We start from the raw sequence: 17334 nt of genomic DNA, 5'->3' as shown, positions 1-17334 counted from the left end.
ACTAAATATTCCAGGCATTTTTCTGTTGAAACTCAGCTTTTTTCTAACATTTTTTGTCTAATTATACTGAATAATCTAAAAATGTTGAACTTAAACAAAAAATCATATACGATATCATATATGATTAATTATAAAATCAAGGGGTGAGTGCCATGGCAAAAGCAAGAGTGAAGCTTAAAAAGTCAGATTATTCAGAAGAAGTGGAAATACTGTCGAACCGCTATATTTTAATGAACGGTGTTAAGTATGAGGTATCACGAATCAAGTTGGATAACCCTATTTCAGGAACGGTATATGGAACATTATTAAACTATAAAGGGTCATTGGAAGCATTGAAGGGAAAGATCGACCATCCGCCTTATAATGAACCTCCTAAAGGGCCGATCCTTTATATTAAACCTAGAAACACGTTTTCTTCTTATTCAAATCCAGTTCCCCTTCCAGCCGGCATACCTGAATTGGAAATCGGAGCGGCACTTGGAATAGTGATCAGTAAAACGGCTACAAGAGTCAAGAAAGAACATGCATCGGATTATATAGAAGGTTTTACGATCGCCAATGATATTAGCATTCCTCATGAAAGCGTTTTTCGTCCTGCTATCCGCCATAAAGCCCGTGATGGATTTTGCCCGATCGGTCCATGGGTCGTATCCAAGGAATCCATCTCCAACCCCGACTCTTTAGGACTTCGTGTATATATTAATGGAGAGCTAAGGCAAGAAAATTCAACTTCAAATCTAATTCGCTCCATCCCCCGGCTTATTGAGGATGTAACGGACTTCATGACCTTGAGTACGGGTGACGTCCTTCTAGTTGGAGTTCCTGAGAAAGCACCGCTGGCCAAAGCCAATGATCAAGTCAGGATAGAAATAGACGAAATTGGTTATTTGGAAAATACGATCATTTCCGAGGAAAAATTATCACTGGAGGGGATTTTATGAAGAGAGCCCGTGTAGCCTATGCAGGTGCCATACATCCAGCAAGTGAATATCATGGCCAGCTCCAATTGGCGGATGGCCGGCTTGTCAATGAGCAGGACGTTGTCTGGCTTCCCCCTGTGGAACCACGAACTGTCTTCGCGCTTGGCTTGAATTATGCAGACCATGCGAAGGAGCTAGCTTTTAAAGCCCCGGAAGAACCCCTTGCATTCTTAAAAGGTCCCAATACATTCATCGGCCACCGGGGACAGACAAGGCGGCCTGCTGATGCAGCTTATATGCATTATGAATGTGAACTGGCAGTGGTCATCGGTAAAAAGGCGAAGAACATAAAAAAGGAAGAAGCCTTTAATTATGTAAGTGGATATACGATTGCAAATGATTATGCAATAAGGGATTATCTGGAGAACTACTACCGGCCAAATTTAAAGGTCAAAAATCGTGATACCTGCACCCCCATTGGTCCCTGGCTCGTCGATGCCGAAGATATTCCAGATCCTTCGAATCTTGCCATCAAAACTTACGTCAACGGAAAATTGACTCAGCAAGGCAACACGAAAGACATGATTTTCGGCATTGCTGATTTAATCGAATATTTCAGCAGCTTCATGACATTGAGTCCAAACGATATCATATTGACAGGCACACCTGAAGGCTTGGCGGATACTGCTGTAGGCGATGAAATCATCACTGAAATTGAAGGTATCGGAAAACTCGTTAGCACAATAGTCGGGGACGATGTATTTACTGAAAACGGGGATCGGCTCCACCTAAAAATTAACAAATAATGGAGGGGATTAACCATATGCCTCATATAATTATTGAATATACGGATAATATCAAAGATGAAATCCAGATTGACGGCTTATTAAGAAAGGTGAATGATGTACTGATATCCTATCCCACCATCTTTCCGATTGGCGGGATTCGATCCCGAGCCATTGAATTGAAGCATTATCGTGTTGCCGATGGTACAGAGGATGATGCTTTTGTTCATGCCATACTAAAAATTGGCGCTGGACGCCAGGACAGTGATAAAACAAAAGTATGTGACCACCTTTTTGAAACGCTGGAGTCCCATTTGGCATCCCTCTTTTCAAAAAGATACTTTGCCCTCTCCATGGAACTTGCGGAATTCAGTGATTTTGGCACATATAAAAAGAATAATATCCATAATCGATATAATAAATGAACAAAGTTTTCATATTTAAAGGCCTTCCACATCATCGGGAAGGCCTTTAAATTAACATTCTTTGCCACCGCTACCTGGCTTAGTTGATTTCTGCAAGGTTTTCAGTGCGGTTCAAGAACTCTTTGACACGGTCCACATATTCTTGTTTATCATAGCCGTTATATAAAGCGCTTGCCATACGGACCGGATCCCCAAAAAAGAACCTTTCGTACAGCGTTTGCCTGGATCCAAATGAACTCATGCATACATCCCATGCAAGACGGTACAATTTAACCCTGTCATACGCTCCACCATTCGCGGCTTGAAGATATTTATCCAAATCCGGTCGAAGCTCCGAATTGAAATCCGCTTCATTTGGTATCGCCATTAAGCCACTAGCTCCAAGAAGCTGCATTATTTCACTGAATCTAGGGTAAATCTTCGGATAATAATTACGGGCTATGTTTAAAGGTGTGAAATCGGGTGTCATCATTCCCCACTTATCCACTTTCGCATTTGCCTCCGAAGCTGTAATGAAAGCCTTTACCGTTTCAAGCGCTATGATGACTTCCGAGACTTTCTCCTGAACATGCTGGTATTGCCCGATATTGATTGTTTCCACCATTAGCTGCAAAATCCCCAGAATGAACTCGGTTTTAGCGATATTCTTCGATACCACCTGATGGGTCATATGAACAACGGCATTGCTTTCATTATAAGCCTGGTTGCAAATGCTGACATCCCCATATGCAAATACCCGATTCCAAGGTACGACTACATCATCAAAAACGATAATCGTATCCATTTCCTCAAATCTTGAACCAAGGGGATGGTCAAAATGCGATTTGCCATAGTCGAATGATTCACGACAGATAAATTTCAACCCCGGAGTATTATTTGGTATGGAGAAGGCGAATGCATAAGGGTTTTCTTCTTCTGATTGTTTAAGCAATGTGGAAGGGAAAACCATGATTTCATCCGTTATTCCTCCTTGTGTAGCTAATAATCTTGCACCCTTTATAATTAGTCCTTCTGAATTCTTGCCGGCAATCCTTGCAGCGATGTAAGGATCCGGAAGCTTTGCGGCACTAACTCCCCTATTAACCTGGGGTTGAATCAAGGTATGTGTCAACGACAAATCCTTTTCCCGGCAAAGCTCATAATAGTCTTTCATATTTTTAGCAAATGCCGAATCCTGAGTACCGAACATATCAGCTGCAGTACCGTACGCCATCATCCCACTGTTGATATAGTCAGGGGAACGTCCCATCATTCCATTATTATGTCTTGCCCATTCTTGAATCATTTTCCTCCTCTTTTCAAGGTCTTCCTTAGTCCGCGGCTGCATGAATGAGGTTCCTACTCTTTCGTTTGAAGTTGGTGAAATATAAGTCATGATGTCATGTTTCTCAGAATCATGCTGCAAATCATATAATTCGGCCTGTGTTTTCATGACCCCTTTAAAAGCTGGGTGTTGACTGATCTTATCTTTTACTTGCTCTCCATTGATCCATACATTCGCCTTTGCTTTGTCTACCCTATCGATATATTCTTTACCTGTTTTAGCCGGCATAATTACATCCCCCTTAACACTAAAGTGATAAAGCGCTTACAATTAAATAAATTCCAAATATTGAATTAATTACTATAACAAAATATACCATGTGTTATGATATATATATAATACTTAAAAAATTCAATATGTATATGTTAATCATATGTATGAGGTGTATATAATGGACATCCGGCAGTTAAAATATTTTGTGACGATCGTTCAGGAAGGGCAAATAACCAAAGCCGCAAAAAAATTACATATGGCTCAACCGCCTCTTAGCCAGCAACTTAAAATGATGGAAATGGAAATCGGTGAAAAACTGTTCGATCGGAATGGAAAGAAACTTGAACTCACTGAAACTGGCAAGGTCCTTTATAAAAAAGCTGAAGCATTATTAAACCAGTTCGAAGAATCGCTGCTGGAAGTGAAGGAAGTCAGTAAAGGGGTAAAGGGCACTCTTTCCATAGGGTCAGTAAAAACTTGCTTTTCTTACATTCCGCAAAGGATGAGAACCTTTAGAGTTAAATACCCTGACATACGTTTCAAGTTAATGGAAGGTGATACGTTCCGTTTGACAGAAGGCTTAATAAACAGGGAAATCGAGTTGGCCATTGTAAGGCTTCCTATTAACGGTAAGCAATTCTCATCGATTAACCTTCCGCCGGAAGACTTTGTGCTTGTCACCCCAAAAGGTTGGGATATCCCAGACTCGATCGAATTCAAACAAATTAAGGAATATCCCCTCTTATTGCTGCATAGGGTTAGCGGACAAGGTACCTACGAACTTATAGTGGATGAATGCTTAAGACATGGATTTGACCCTACGATTGTATGTGAATGTCCTGATGCTGCAATGATCTTATCTTTAGTGAAGGAAGGAGTAGGCGCTACCATCATGCCACGTACCACGTCCAAATCGTTTTCAACCCAGGGGATAAAAATAGTCGAATTGATAGATTGTGAAGTTCAATCGGAAGCCGCCCTTATTTGGCTCGAAGATCGCTACCTTTCTAAAGGCGCCGTCAAATTCCTAGAAACTTTTTCTGAATGAATGCCCAGTTATCCTTGAATATTAGTGCGCCTGTACTTCTTTCTAATAATCTTTTGTATTCGTTCGAATTTCTATATCCATTGAAAAGAAAAAAGCAACCCATCAGGAGATGGCTGCTTTTTCAAATCCATTCACAAGTGCATTGACCTGCGCTTTATTTATAGGCATGCCTTTACTTCATTCAATGTCGTAAAACACCTTTAACATCATGACCGGTATGGGACTTTACCAGGATTTCATTATAATTGTCTTTTGCAACCGTTTTTAGACCGGTCCTGCGATTACCGACCAAGGCACCTAAATAGCAGGCGATGAATCCAAGCGGAATGGAAACGATTCCTGGTGAATTCAAAGGGAAAATCGGCTCACCTGTCATAATCGTTGCTCCAGGGACCGGGTTCCAGACATTTGGACTGAGGGCCACGAGCAAAAGTGTACCAAAAAGACCTGTCATCATACCGACTATCGCTCCAGTTTTATTGAATTTTTTCCAATAGATCGTTAGAAGGATTACTGGCAAATTCGAACTGGCGGCCAATGTAAAGGCGATAGATGCCAGAAACGCTACATTGAATTCCTGCAGACCTAATGATAAAACAATCGTAAGTGCAGTCACACCAATGGAAGCCCATCTAGCCATCGTCATTTGCTGTTTTTCCGTCGCTTTTCCATCTTTTAATATTTCATTATAAAAATCATGTGAAAATGCCGTAGCACCTGTTAAAACGATTCCTGCAACTACTGCGAGTATCGTTGCGAAGGAAACGGCCGCAATAAATGCGAATAAGATGTCCCCGCCCACAAGTTGGGCCAATAGAGGTGCAGCCATGTTACCTGCTGGATTAGCGGCCATGATATTCGATGTTCCGACCAACTTCGCAGCACCGAATCCGAGAAAAATGACCATGATATGAAAAGCACCCATAATCCACATCACCCAAACAACCGATTTTCTTGCCACTCGTGCATTCGGGACAGTCAAAAAACGTATTAAAATGTGAGGCAGACCTGCCGTTCCCAAAATCAGGCCCAATGACAAGGAAGCTGCATCCCATCCACTGGCATACTTAATACCTGCCTTCAGGTAATCTGCACCCATTGGTGTTGCTGTTTTCATATCCGTGAAAATTCCGATGAAACTAAAATTCAACTTCCACATGACGATCATGAATAATATAAACACTCCGCCTATCAGCAGGATCGCTTTAATGATCTGCACCCAGCTCGTCGCCGTCATCCCCCCGAATAGAACAAATACCAACATTACAATACCTACGATGATGACAGAGGTATTATACGGGATGTCCAAAAGCAATTTAAATAAAGCACCTGCAGCAACAAGTTGCCCCAGCATGTACATGACTGATATCACCAGGGTATTAAAAGCGGTCACTCCCCGGACCTGTTTATATTTAAACCTTGCAGTAACCATATCAGCCAATGTGTATTTCCCTAAGTTCCTTAATGGCTCAGCCACTAGGAATAACACGACAAGAAATGAAACAAGTGCTCCATACATCAGGAAAAATCCATCATATCCAGTTAAGGAAAATGCCCCAATCAACCCTAAAAACGTGGAAGCCGACATAAAATCCCCGGCCAATGCAAGTCCATTTTGCCTAGCGGTCAACCCGCCCCCGGCCGTATAAAAGGAGCCTGCCGTTTTAGTTTTTTTGGAAGCGAAATACGTGATGAAAAGCGTACCCATCGACATTAGCGCAAAGAGAATGATAACTGTCCAATTCATGATTCAAAGCCCTTCTTTCTCGATGATTTCTTTTATTTGTTCATCGATTCTTTCAGATTTCCTTACATATATGCTGCAAACCCATACAGACATAACCGTAATGGAGACACCGTACACCCACGCCCATGTTATGTCCCCAATGAAAGGGTGATCCAGGATATCTGTGTAAAAAACTAAGAAGGGCAAAAGCAGGGAATATCCCATAAATAAAATCGTAAAAGGGATGACGAACTTCTTTTTATCGGAAAGCATATTCTGAAACTCTTTCGAGGCAACAATTTTTTCATAATCCACTAGATCAGTTTGTTCCGATTCTTCAAGTTTTTTTTCCAGCCGAACCATCTCTTCACACCTCTTCTGATCTTTATTTTTTCCAAGGACGGTCCTGGTAGTATTCCTCCGATGTCAGCCGCATTCTTCAATGGCAAATTCTTCCTACATCCCAAAATCCCTACAATCCAACAGTTACAAATAGGGCAGCAGTAAGCTCCCACTGCTGCCCTGTCCCAGACCATATCTTTTAGAAGGCTTGCAATTTGGCAATAGACTTGGCTCGCCTATCCTTCATCTATTTCACTTTTCCATTTGATATGAATCTTCTTTCCTTTCAAAGGAAGAGAATCATTGAAATGTAAGTGCCAACTCCCTTGAAATGATCCGTCCATCATTTGATGGGCTATTCCTTCATTAATATTTCCTTCGGTATGGATTTCGATTTAATACACACCGGGCGGGGGGTGTCAGGAATGCTTCTGACAATGTAACGATGATGTGTTGATTATCCTCGGAATCGATTGTCCCTTGACTTTCAAAATATGAGCCAAGATATGACGGGATATCAGCGAACCGACTTTCCGCAATCAAGTTTCTAAGCTTAGTGGAACTTACTTTTTCATGGTCAATTTCTAATTTCTTCATTTCCGTCACTTCAAAAAATCGCTTACCTTCGATTTTCAGCGTTTCCATATTCCCTTCCCCTTTATGCCCATACCGGAAATCGAATTCAGCCACGGCATGTTTGCTTTAAATCCAAATAGAAAATCCTCGATAAAATCAGAAGGTGAAAGATGGGCAAATGCGGAATCGAAGTACAAGTCTATCAAGGTATCTACTAAATCCTGCATAGTTTTGCTTTTTGCTCTTAAGGAGTAATGTATGTTTGAGGGGTTTGATCGTTTCCGATGATTTGCTTTAGATGTGGAAAAAAAGTCATGACTGCCTATTTGAAATTTTGCTGTTTGGCAATCCTTTTGGCTAGATTTATCAATTCTTGATGGCCTAGATGAACTCCGTCGAAAAATCCTAGAGCTACATACGGTTCTGCTTCTGATGGGAAAGTGGGTGCTGAACATGAATGATAGCCAAATCCATCTTCCTTCCTATGATTCTTGAAAGGTTCCATTTACTCAGTAAAAGGAACCCCCATAATCCTGCAGTCTTCCATCAACTTTTCACCATTTGCACTGGCGCCCTATTGAAAAGACTATGAGAGTCCATGTATGTTTTGCCTAAATTTTGCATGATTCATCCTAGATCCCGCTTCTATTTAGATGATGAATTCAGGCTTACTTTTTGCCAGGATCGGTTCTTTAAGAGGAACTTCCTCTCCTGATATTATATCAAGTACAGAAGATGCCTCATCAAACCATGAATCCGGAGCTTGGGCTCCCCAGAATGTCTGGCGTCTTGGATCATTCAAGTCCCAATGAATCGGTTCGGTATCCGGGTCAGATGTTAAGTAATCCCCATTGTATAATTCGATTCTATGGCCGTCCGGGTCTCTTAAATATAGGAAGAATGCATTGGATAGGCCATGCCTTCCTGGGCCGCGTTCGATCGACTGTGCATATCCAAGAGATGCCAGTACATCACAGGCATGGATAAGTGCAAGGGGGTCAGGTAGAAAAAAGCCTACATGGTGAAGTCTTGGACCGATACCGTTCATGAATGCCTGGTCATGGACCGTTTGCTTTCTATGTAGCCACGTTGCCCATAATTTGCCCGACTCATCCACTGTATCTTCCGAGCAGGCAAAACCTAATTCTTTCATATAAAAGTCAGAGGCTTTTTGCACATTTGGCACACAACAATTCACATGATCGATTCTTTGGACCCTCGAACCCCTATGCATATCATATCGTTGCAGTAATCTCTCGGCTTTATCCATTTTGTAAAAAAACTCCACTGGCAATCCTGAAATATCCTGAACTCGCAGTGACTTGCCTAGTGCATGCTGTGTTCCTTCCTGCATCCACTTCATTTTCATTCCCTTGGACAGGAAGAAAGATTCCAACCCTTCAAGGTCTTCCTCTTTTTCAACCTTGTATCCTATTGCTTCAACGCTTGGCTTTTCTGCCTTTTGCAAGATAAGCGAATGATGATGCGCTTCCTCTAAACCACGTAAATATATGTGGTCATTCGTTCTTTCCGTTTCAATAAAACCTAAAGCATCCACATAAAAGGCTCTTGATTTATCTAAATCTGTTACATTAAGTATCGTTCTCGCAACACGAATAATAGAAAAGTTCATAGTATTCTCCCCTTTTTTAATGAAACCCGGATTATTTTTCAGCAGAAGAAACGGCATTTTGTTTTATGTCGCCAAATTTTGGAATGTGATGTTCTCCAATTGCCACGTGGATAACTTGTGTTTCCGTATAGAATTCAAAGCTATAATGGCCGCCTTCACGTCCTACCCCACTATATTTCGATCCTCCAAATGGAATCCGCAAATCCCTAACGTTTTGGGAATTCACCCAGACCATCCCACTATCGACAGCTTGAGCAAATCTATGTCCACGTTTCATATCATTGGTCCAAACATAAGCAGCTAGCCCATACTTTACATCATTAGCCATTCTCAGTACTTCCTCTTCAGTCTTGAAAGGAATGACAGCCATGACAGGTCCAAAAATCTCTTCTTGTGCCACCGTCATATCATTTGTACAGTTCAAAAGAAGCGTCGGGGCAATAAAATTCCCTTCCTTGAATGCACTTGGTATGGCTCCGCTTACAATTTCCGCACCTTCATCTTTTGCTATATCCAGATATCGGGAGACATTATTAAAATGGTTACGATGGATCAGCGGTCCGATTTCCGTGTCTGGATCCATTGGGTTTCCAATTTTGATATGATGAACGCGCGCCTTCAATTCTGCCACGAACTGGTCTATTATCGATTCATGGACAAATAATCTGGAATTGGCTGTGCATCGCTCCCCATTGAATGAATAGATTCCCCATATCACTGAATCCAGGGCCTTTTCTAAATCTGCATCTTCAAAAATGACTGCTGGTGATTTACCGCCGAGTTCCATGGAAAAACGTTTCATTGTATCTGCACCATTTTTAATGATTTCAGCGCCGGTTGTCGTTTCTCCGGTAAAAGAAATCAATTGGACTTCAGGATGGGCAACCAAGGACGCCCCCGCTGTCTCCCCAAAACCGTGAACGATATTGAATACGCCTTTTGGCAGACCGGATTGATCAATGATTTGAGCTAATTTATTGGCAGTCAATGGAGACCACTCCGCCGGTTTAAGGACACATGTATTGCCTGTAGCCAGGGCCGGGGCGATCTTCCAGGTTTCTAACATGAAAGGTGCATTCCAAGGAGTGATTAATCCTGCCACTCCTATCGGTTTATGAATCGTATAATTGATGAAAGTGTCATCCATTTGATATGACTCTCCTATCAGCCTGCTTTTCACCATTTCAGAATAAAAACGGAAATTCTCCGCTCCCCTTGCCGCTTGTTTTTTTGTCTGGCTAATCGGCAACCCTGTATCCAGTGATTCCAAAAAGGAGATTTCTTCGGCATTTTCTTCAATTAGATCAGCAATCCTATTCATGTACTTCAATCTTTCTTCCACTTTCATCGTTCTCCATGGGCCATTATCGAATGCAGCTCTTGCGGCGGCGACCGCTTGATCAATATCCTCTTTAAACCCTTCTGCCACATTATTGATTGCTTGATTATTAAAAGGGCTTAGATTTTCAAATGTTTTTCCTGAGATACCATCCACAAATTGACCATTGACGTAATGCTTCACATCCTGCACGGGAAAGGTTTGCATGATAAATCCTCCTTTAAAAATTAATTCGGGAAGATGACAAAAATCGTTTGGATTTGTGCAATCTTCCCAACTAGCCATTATGACTGGATTTTTTGGTCAATCAACCCGTATGATTGAAGGGTTTCACGCAGCTCTTTTTCCAATGGTTCAGAAGGCGGTCCCATAGGCGGCCTTAATGCCGGATTGATTTTCCCCATCATCCCCATCGCAGCTTTTAATGGTCCTGGATTGGTTTCTTTAAATAAAACATCATTCAATGGCATTAATTTGTAATGGAGGTCAAGCGCCTTATCTACATCACCCTCCACCCAAAGGTTATAAATGTCCGCCACTTCTTTAGGAGTGATATTGGCAGTAGCACTTATATGTCCTGCCCCTCCAATAGCCAACATTGGATAGCATAATAATTCAATGCCAGAATATAAGAGAAAATCCCTTCCGCAATTTAATAAGACACGGTTCACATGTTCGAAATCTTTATTAGATTCTTTTACACCAATAATATTTTCACAATCTTCAGCAAGACGTGCCAATGTCTTCACTTCTAAATTCGTCGCCGTTCTTCCGGGAATGTTATAAACGATCAGCGGGATATCAACAGCATTAGCTACGGTTTTAAAATGATTATAAAGTGCCTGTTGATTCGGTTTATTGTAATAAGGTACGATGACTAAAGCAGCATCCGCGCCCATTTCCTGTGCCCTTTTTGTCAAATGCAACGTTTCTTTCTGATTGGCAGATCCGGTACCTGGTGCAACTGGAACACGGGCTTTTGCTGCTTTAATTGCCGTTTCCATCACTAATTCCCGTTCTTCAATCGTAAGTGAACTCGGCTCGCCTGTAGTCCCGCATACCGAAATTCCATGGGAACCGCTTTCAATATGCCAGTTTACTAGATTTTCAATGGCCTTTACATCAACTTCCATCTTGTCATCAAAGGGAGTGATAACGGGTGCGATGGATCCTCTTAAACGACTTTTGATTTCCTCGTACATTTTTCTACCACCTTTTCGTTATTTGAATATTCCGAATAATCCAAGTGAAAAAATCGGCTTTGCTTTTATCAATAATCAATCGACTATAATAAAACAAAGCCTGGGTCATCAAAGTGCCTGATCTTGATTAGTTTCCGCCCTCTGCTTGAATGTGCTTATCGCATTCAGTTTATGCTTTCTCACCAATGATTCAATTTCTTCAAAAGATGCTTTTTCCTTTAGGAGCTTTATGATGCTTTCATGTTCGCGAATCGATTGGACTGCGCGTTGCGGCACCATGGTGAACATGGACTTTCTGACTCTATTCATTCTTTGTTGTGCCTGTTTAATTTCCTCTATTAAAAAGGAATTTCCGGACTTTTCATAAATTTCCGCATGGAAACATTCGTTTAATTTACCAAACAGCTCTAATTCAAAGTTATGGAGGGCTTTTTCCATTTCATTGTTTAAATTAATTAGATTTTCAAAATCATGATCATTCATGGTTAAAGAACTGAGTGCAGCTGCATATCCTTCAAGCAGAGATAAAACAGAAAGAGTTTCAATGTATTCGCTCTCATTTATGCTTGTAACCACCGCTCCACTATAAGGCTTATATTGAATAAGGCCGTCAGATTCCAGTTGCCTGATCGCTTCCCTGACAGGAATCGGACTTAAACTAAGTTCTTTTGCCGTTTGATCGATAATGATCCGCTGTCCAGAACCATATGTTCCATCCAAAATTAATTTACGAAGGTGCTCATAAGCTAGTTGCTTTTTGCTGGGGTTTTTGCTTTTCTCTTCCATATTTTCATCATATATGAAATCATATATGATTGCAATCGATTTTCATTAAAAATCATATATGATTTTCCACATGCTTGTTTGCATATATAAATGCAAAGTCCCGCCTTCTTCACGAGTCGAAATATAATCCAACTAAAAAAAACCTGCAGACTCAGTCTGCAGGTTTTTAATAATAAATTAGGCCATTTTTGAATTAACGAATGAATGTATTCTTTCAACGGCTGCTTCCAGCAGCTCCAGTGAAGTTGCATAAGAGAGTCTGATGTTATCAGGTGCACCGAACCCTGAACCTGGAATAACAGCCACTTGGGCTTCTTCAAGCAACGCAGTCGTAAAATCTTCGACATTGCTGTACCCTGTTAATTCAACTGCACGTTTAACGTTCGGGAATAAATAAAATGCCCCTTGTGGTTTAATGCAGCTTACACCTGGAATTTCAACCAATTTATCATAGATTTTATTCAAACGGCCTTCAAATGCTTGACGCATTTCCTCAACAGGCTCCTGTGTACCTTCATAAGCCGCAATCGCACCATATTGAGCGGTTGTGGTTGGGTTGGATGTGCTATGGCTAGCAAGGTTCGCCATTGCTTTAATGATGGACTCATCACCGGCTGCATAACCTATTCTCCAGCCAGTCATCGAGTGCGATTTAGAAACACCATTGATGATGATCGTTTGCTTTTTCAATTCAGGTGAAATCTCTGCAATGGATGTATGTTTAGCATTTCCATAAACCAATTTTTCGTAAATTTCGTCGGAAACGATCAAGATATCATGAGCCAGGCAAACTTCCCCGATAGCCGCCAATTCTTCCCTGGAATAAAGCATGCCCGTTGGATTGCTTGGAGAGTTGATAATAACCGCTTTCGTTTTATCGGTAATTGCTTGTTCTAATTGTTCTTTCGTGATTTTATATTGATTTTCTTCCGTACCGACTATATATACCGGCTTACCGTCAGCAAGCTTGATTTGCTCAGGATAGCTCACCCAATATGGTATCGGAACAATGACTTCATCTTCTTCATCCAGGATCGCTTGAAACAATGTGTACAGCGAGTGCTTTGCACCTGAGCCAACTGCAATTTCAGAAGGTTTGTAATCCAAGCCCTGATCACGCTTCAATTTAGCCGCAATTGCTTCTTTTAGCTTCGGCAGACCAGCGGATGGCGTGTATTTAGTTTGACCTTCATTCATGGAAAGAAGTGCTGCATCTATGATATGTTTGGGCGTATTATAGTCTGGTTCACCTGCACCCAAACCAATTATATCTAAACCTTGGGCCTTAAGTTCCTTTGCTTTTGCCGTAATGGCCAATGTTGTTGATGGCGTTAATGACTGAACACGGTTCGCTAATTTCATTTTAAATTAATCCTCCATTCTAAATGCTTCGATAATACTTTAGCCATTCCCCAGTTTTAAAATCATAATAGTCATAATTAAAGCGCTCGGATTCATCAAGATACGTTACTTCCCAAAGCGGGACGTTCTTTTCCAAGCCTAGCTTAACCGAAATGATTTTTTGAGGATTAAGCTTTTCTTTGACAATGTTCATGATCTCTTTTTTTGATTTACCATCTTTATAGTTTTCCACTACTATTTCTTTCTTCTTGTCCTCAGGAAGCCAGACTATTTTTTTAGTCCCTTTTTCCCCCTTACCAATGATGACAGAGTATGAATCCTGCCCATTATAAAGGTAGAATTCTTCCATGGTAACAAGGCCGCCCTCTTCCTTTGCCTTTTTAAAAGCCTCATCACCAGCCTCTTTTTTAGGCTGCAACGCTTTAATATATGCCCCGCTGACAAATCCGATAAAACAAAGGACTAGGATAGAAGCAATAATCAACCATTTTTTCAAAGCTGCTTTTCCTTCTTTCTATGTACGATAAATTGTAAATATCGCTTTTTCTTGATCTTGGGAATCCAATGCCAGACCGAACATCAAATCATCTTTTTTCAATGTTCGGTTCAAGGAATCCACAATTTTATACAGATCAGGAGAATTTTGCAACCTGACTGTTGAAATTACTTCGATTTTACTTTCCATGAAAATGCCCCTCCATTTTAATAAATTGTCAACAACCACTGGTATGAATAGGATTTGAAGGCTTTACCACCTATCACATTATACCAGCTCAGTGGTTATTTTTCTTTATAAATTCATAAAAATTCCTGGATTAATGAATTATCAAGATCCTTTAAATCCACTCTTCTATCATTTCAGCCATTTCTGAAATAGTGCCTTGGTGCCAGTCCACTTTCGGAATGGCCTTTTGAAATTCAGTTCCATATTTAGCAGTGATGATGCGGCGATCGAGTATAACCAAAATCCCTTTATCTTCCGGAGTGCGTATAAGCCTTCCGAAACCTTGTCGGAACCTTAATAGGGCTTCGGGTAATGAATACTCAGAGAATGGATTGCGCCCCTGATTCTCGAGAAGTTGGCATTTTGCAGCTGTTACTGGTTCATCCGGTGGCGAAAAAGGCAGCCTGACAATGATTAAACAAGATAAATCCTCGCCAGGGATATCGACGCCCTCCCATAAGCTGGTTGTCCCAAACAGGACCGCTTTCTCGAAGTTTTGGAAATTCCTGAGCAGCCTCATCCGGCTTCCGCCAGAAATCCCTTGTGCAAACAGGGTGAACTCATCCAGAACACCACAATCTTTGACCGAATGATAGGTTGCCCGCAGCATTTCATGCGAGGTGAATAATACCATCATTCTCCCTTTCGCTGCCTGAGCGGCAGCAATAATATGGTTTGCTGCAGTTTCGGAGAATTCGTCCACCGATAAACAATTGATATCTGGCAGATCATTTGGTACCAGTACCTTTACGAGTTTCTTATAAGGAAAGGGTGATGGAAAACTTGCTGTCTGGATCGGCTCATTCTCTAATCCGAGTTGTTCCTTAAAATACTTAAAAGAATCCTTCACCACAAGGGTTGCCGATGTCATGACCACACTTTTTTGGCGACCGAAATAGGAATCCCATAGCCGTTTACTGCCTGCAATCGGCTGAACCGTCAAAGTCACCCCATGCTGAGGTGCTGCATTCGTATAATCAAGCCAATAAATATTTTCTTCGTGGGGCTTGATGAAAAACTCATGCAAGGAGACCCTGGTATCCTGTAAATGTCCAAGCAGCACCTCGATATCATTCAAGTGAAATAATGAATTTTTCCCTAATGGGGACTCATTATTCAATAAAAGGGCCAATCTTTTCTCTAACTCCGTGATGATGTATCCTAATAAATCCACCAACCGCTCAGCGACAAGAATCGCTTTTCCCCATCTTCCATCATTCATTTTGAATGAAAGCCGTTTTGGACTCACAGAACGTGAAAGTTTTTCCGCCTGATTGGAAAGGTAATAAAAAAGCTGTTCGAATTCATACGAAAAATCACTAAGCTTTTGATCTAATTCATGTGAAGACTTTCCATCCGTCAGTCCGTTATTCAAGAGCATCCTGTCCAATTTATATAATAATTGCTTTTGATCCGATGTCCCCAGTCTGTTCAAAATCGTCTTCACCGAAATGTAATTTAGCCTGCTCCCAAGCTGTTTGGATGCAGCCTGTTCCAAATGGTGTGCTTCATCGAGAACCAAATACCCTTTTTTGGGAATCAAGGCGTCTTCCGTAAGAAGATCCGTCATTAAAAATGAATGGTTAGTAATGATGATATCCGCCTTGGCAGCTGTTTTTTTTGCCCGTTCAAAAAAATCCAATTCAAGCCAGGGCTGTTTTAAACCGGCGTATGTAAGACCATCGCTTTGAAGCCTATTCCAAAATAGCTGACCGCCGCTTGTTAGGTTCAATTCATCTTTATCACCTGTTACGGTCTCAGTAAGCCAAACCAATATCTGCATTTTCGTTAAGGCCGTTTCATAATTATCTTCCTTTTCACGCAAAGCCCTTTCGAACTTTGCCAAGCTCAAATAATTGCTTCTCCCCTTCAGTAAAACGGCTTGAAAGGTAAAAGGAAGGATTTTCTTAAGCTTAGGAACTTCGTTTTGAAGAAGTTGGTCCTGCAACTGAAGCGTATATGTCGAAACGACGACAGGTTTTTGATGTTTTTTTGCAAAATAAACGGCCGGAAGCAGATAACCTATCGATTTACCAATACCTGTTCCAGCTTCAATGATTGCATCCTGGCTGGTTTCGAAAGAATTGTGAATCAGGTTCATCATATCAAGTTGTCCGCTTCTTGCTTCGAATGCAGGGAATGCATTTTGGAGCATGGCTATTTTTTCATCATTGCCGAGCGGGAATTTAGCCCCCGTGTCTTTATGATCACCTTCCTGTTCAGCCTTTTTAAAGGCAAGGCCCCTATAAGTAATTAGATCAGGCGAATGGACTTCGGCTTTAGCAAGTTTGCTTGCAATGCAAGCATCTATTAATTCGGAAACCTCACTTTGTAAGGAATAAGATAATCGATACAACTGTTTAAGTGTCATGACTGGAAGATTCATCAGCTTTTTTTTCAATTCCAACAATAATAAAGCGGTGGCATATGCATCACTATCCGCTTGATGGGGCCTGGAATGATCTAGGTTTTCTTCTTTTGCCAGCTGGTGCAGCTTATATCCATCGGATGTTGGTTTTAATATTTTCGCTAACTCCACTGTATCAAGGGTGGAACCATAAAACGGCTCAAACCCGCATCGCACTAGTTCTTCCTGTAAAAAAGATAAATCAAATAAAACATTATGGGCAACAAAACAAGCCCCTTCTATAAGCCGGGCAATATTTTCTGCAACATCTTCAAAGTCAGGTGCATTTTTTACCGTCTCGTTGCTTATTCCGGTCAATTCTTCAATAAACAAGGAAATTTCCTGTCCGGGGTGGATGAATGTCGAGTATTCATCCACGATTTGGTCATTTTCGATGACCACTCCAGCAAATTGAATAATCCTATCTCCTTTTTTCGGAGAATTCCCTGTTGTTTCCAAATCGACCACTACATATCGTTGCATCATGAATTGTACACCTCAAACTTCGCTTTCTCCACTTCC

The 17334-nt window shown here is 41.2% G+C and carries 17 protein-coding genes; 4 read left to right on the top strand and 13 right to left on the bottom strand.

What is annotated here, in order from left to right; all coding sequences use genetic code 11:
- Positions 1-152: 152 nt before the first annotated feature.
- From J7I96_RS23505 to J7I96_RS23495, 3 genes are read left to right on the top strand one after another with little or no spacing between them, the layout of a single operon-like run.
- Positions 153-941: a fumarylacetoacetate hydrolase family protein gene (locus J7I96_RS23505; RefSeq protein WP_214771999.1), complete on the top strand. Its 789-nt coding sequence runs from the start codon at positions 153-155 to the stop codon at positions 939-941.
- On the top strand, positions 938-1726 hold the full coding sequence (locus tag J7I96_RS23500) for a fumarylacetoacetate hydrolase family protein (RefSeq protein ID WP_214772002.1): 789 nt from the start codon (positions 938-940) through the stop codon (positions 1724-1726). Before J7I96_RS23505 ends, J7I96_RS23500 begins: the two co-directional genes overlap by 4 nt.
- A gap of 17 nt (positions 1727-1743) precedes the next feature.
- Positions 1744-2130, top strand: coding sequence for a 5-carboxymethyl-2-hydroxymuconate Delta-isomerase (locus tag J7I96_RS23495; RefSeq protein WP_214772004.1), 387 nt, complete (start codon positions 1744-1746; stop codon positions 2128-2130).
- A 79-nt stretch (positions 2131-2209) separates the two neighbouring features.
- Here the strand turns inward: J7I96_RS23495 and hpaB are convergent, their stop codons facing one another.
- Complete coding sequence (hpaB, locus tag J7I96_RS23490; protein ID WP_214772006.1) at positions 2210-3682, bottom strand: 4-hydroxyphenylacetate 3-monooxygenase, oxygenase component; 1473 nt, start codon at positions 3680-3682, stop codon at positions 2210-2212.
- Between the two features lie 163 nt (positions 3683-3845).
- Between hpaB and J7I96_RS23485 the strand changes: the two genes are divergently transcribed.
- Positions 3846-4715 (top strand): LysR family transcriptional regulator, encoded by an 870-nt coding sequence (locus tag J7I96_RS23485; protein ID WP_214772008.1) that lies wholly within the window; start codon positions 3846-3848, stop codon positions 4713-4715.
- A gap of 181 nt (positions 4716-4896) precedes the next feature.
- Here the strand turns inward: J7I96_RS23485 and J7I96_RS23480 are convergent, their stop codons facing one another.
- The 12 genes from J7I96_RS23480 to dinG form a co-directional block, all read right to left on the bottom strand.
- Complete coding sequence (locus J7I96_RS23480; RefSeq protein ID WP_214772010.1) at positions 4897-6462, bottom strand: solute symporter family protein; 1566 nt, start codon at positions 6460-6462, stop codon at positions 4897-4899.
- Positions 6463-6465: 3 nt separating this feature from the next.
- Complete coding sequence (locus J7I96_RS23475) at positions 6466-6804, bottom strand: DUF485 domain-containing protein (RefSeq protein ID WP_053535567.1); 339 nt, start codon at positions 6802-6804, stop codon at positions 6466-6468.
- A gap of 345 nt (positions 6805-7149) precedes the next feature.
- Positions 7150-7473 carry a nucleotidyl transferase family protein gene (locus J7I96_RS23470; RefSeq protein ID WP_214772012.1) on the bottom strand — a complete coding sequence of 108 codons (324 nt, stop codon included), beginning with the start codon at positions 7471-7473 and terminating at the stop codon, positions 7150-7152.
- Positions 7474-7681: 208 nt separating this feature from the next.
- Positions 7682-7864, bottom strand: coding sequence for a hypothetical protein (locus J7I96_RS23465; RefSeq protein ID WP_214772014.1), 183 nt, complete (start codon positions 7862-7864; stop codon positions 7682-7684).
- A gap of 144 nt (positions 7865-8008) precedes the next feature.
- Positions 8009-8992: a 3,4-dihydroxyphenylacetate 2,3-dioxygenase gene (gene hpaD, locus J7I96_RS23460; protein ID WP_134782127.1), complete on the bottom strand. Its 984-nt coding sequence runs from the start codon at positions 8990-8992 to the stop codon at positions 8009-8011.
- Between the two features lie 31 nt (positions 8993-9023).
- On the bottom strand, positions 9024-10538 hold the full coding sequence (hpaE, locus tag J7I96_RS23455; protein ID WP_214772016.1) for a 5-carboxymethyl-2-hydroxymuconate semialdehyde dehydrogenase: 1515 nt from the start codon (positions 10536-10538) through the stop codon (positions 9024-9026).
- A gap of 77 nt (positions 10539-10615) precedes the next feature.
- Positions 10616-11533, bottom strand: a complete 918-nt coding sequence (gene hpaI, locus J7I96_RS23450; RefSeq protein WP_063590708.1) for a 2,4-dihydroxyhept-2-ene-1,7-dioic acid aldolase — start codon at positions 11531-11533, stop codon at positions 10616-10618.
- A 108-nt stretch (positions 11534-11641) separates the two neighbouring features.
- Positions 11642-12319 (bottom strand): GntR family transcriptional regulator, encoded by a 678-nt coding sequence (locus J7I96_RS23445; protein WP_214772018.1) that lies wholly within the window; start codon positions 12317-12319, stop codon positions 11642-11644.
- Between the two features lie 177 nt (positions 12320-12496).
- Positions 12497-13681 carry a pyridoxal phosphate-dependent aminotransferase gene (locus tag J7I96_RS23440; RefSeq protein ID WP_053535574.1) on the bottom strand — a complete coding sequence of 395 codons (1185 nt, stop codon included), beginning with the start codon at positions 13679-13681 and terminating at the stop codon, positions 12497-12499.
- A gap of 19 nt (positions 13682-13700) precedes the next feature.
- Positions 13701-14177, bottom strand: a complete 477-nt coding sequence (locus J7I96_RS23435; protein WP_214923450.1) for a cell wall elongation regulator TseB-like domain-containing protein — start codon at positions 14175-14177, stop codon at positions 13701-13703.
- Between the two features lie 18 nt (positions 14178-14195).
- Positions 14196-14366 (bottom strand): YpmA family protein, encoded by a 171-nt coding sequence (locus J7I96_RS23430; RefSeq protein ID WP_214772022.1) that lies wholly within the window; start codon positions 14364-14366, stop codon positions 14196-14198.
- 151 nt (positions 14367-14517) lie between these two features.
- A complete protein-coding gene (gene dinG / locus J7I96_RS23425) occupies positions 14518-17298 on the bottom strand; it encodes an ATP-dependent DNA helicase DinG (RefSeq protein ID WP_214772024.1) in 2781 nt (926 codons plus the stop codon).
- Positions 17299-17334 lie beyond the last annotated feature (36 nt).

It is taken from the genome of Bacillus sp. ISL-78 (genome assembly GCF_018613455.1).
Classification (GTDB): domain Bacteria; phylum Bacillota; class Bacilli; order Bacillales; family DSM-1321; genus Peribacillus; species Peribacillus frigoritolerans.
Note: the sequence above shows the minus strand (reverse complement) of the source record. Positions and strands in the feature narration are given on the sequence as shown.

Bases quoted from the DNA above. Each gene is read 5' to 3' on its own strand.
- J7I96_RS23445 (WP_214772018.1), bottom strand. From the start codon at position 12,319: ATGGAAGAGAAAAGCAAAAACCCCAGCAAAAAGCAACTAGCTTATGAG.
- hpaD (WP_134782127.1), bottom strand. From the start codon at position 8,992: ATGAACTTTTCTATTATTCGTGTTGCGAGAACGATACTTAATGTAACA.
- J7I96_RS23500 (WP_214772002.1), top strand. From the start codon at position 938: ATGAAGAGAGCCCGTGTAGCCTATGCAGGTGCCATACATCCAGCAAGT.
- J7I96_RS23485 (WP_214772008.1), top strand. From the start codon at position 3,846: ATGGACATCCGGCAGTTAAAATATTTTGTGACGATCGTTCAGGAAGGG.
- J7I96_RS23505 (WP_214771999.1), top strand. From the start codon at position 153: ATGGCAAAAGCAAGAGTGAAGCTTAAAAAGTCAGATTATTCAGAAGAA.
- J7I96_RS23440 (WP_053535574.1), bottom strand. From the start codon at position 13,681: ATGAAATTAGCGAACCGTGTTCAGTCATTAACGCCATCAACAACATTG.
- J7I96_RS23495 (WP_214772004.1), top strand. From the start codon at position 1,744: ATGCCTCATATAATTATTGAATATACGGATAATATCAAAGATGAAATC.
- J7I96_RS23465 (WP_214772014.1), bottom strand. From the start codon at position 7,864: ATGGAACCTTTCAAGAATCATAGGAAGGAAGATGGATTTGGCTATCAT.
- hpaE (WP_214772016.1), bottom strand. From the start codon at position 10,538: ATGCAAACCTTTCCCGTGCAGGATGTGAAGCATTACGTCAATGGTCAA.
- J7I96_RS23475 (WP_053535567.1), bottom strand. From the start codon at position 6,804: ATGGTTCGGCTGGAAAAAAAACTTGAAGAATCGGAACAAACTGATCTA.
- J7I96_RS23430 (WP_214772022.1), bottom strand. From the start codon at position 14,366: ATGGAAAGTAAAATCGAAGTAATTTCAACAGTCAGGTTGCAAAATTCT.
- dinG (WP_214772024.1), bottom strand. From the start codon at position 17,298: ATGATGCAACGATATGTAGTGGTCGATTTGGAAACAACAGGGAATTCT.
- hpaB (WP_214772006.1), bottom strand. From the start codon at position 3,682: ATGCCGGCTAAAACAGGTAAAGAATATATCGATAGGGTAGACAAAGCA.
- J7I96_RS23480 (WP_214772010.1), bottom strand. From the start codon at position 6,462: ATGAATTGGACAGTTATCATTCTCTTTGCGCTAATGTCGATGGGTACG.
- hpaI (WP_063590708.1), bottom strand. From the start codon at position 11,533: ATGTACGAGGAAATCAAAAGTCGTTTAAGAGGATCCATCGCACCCGTT.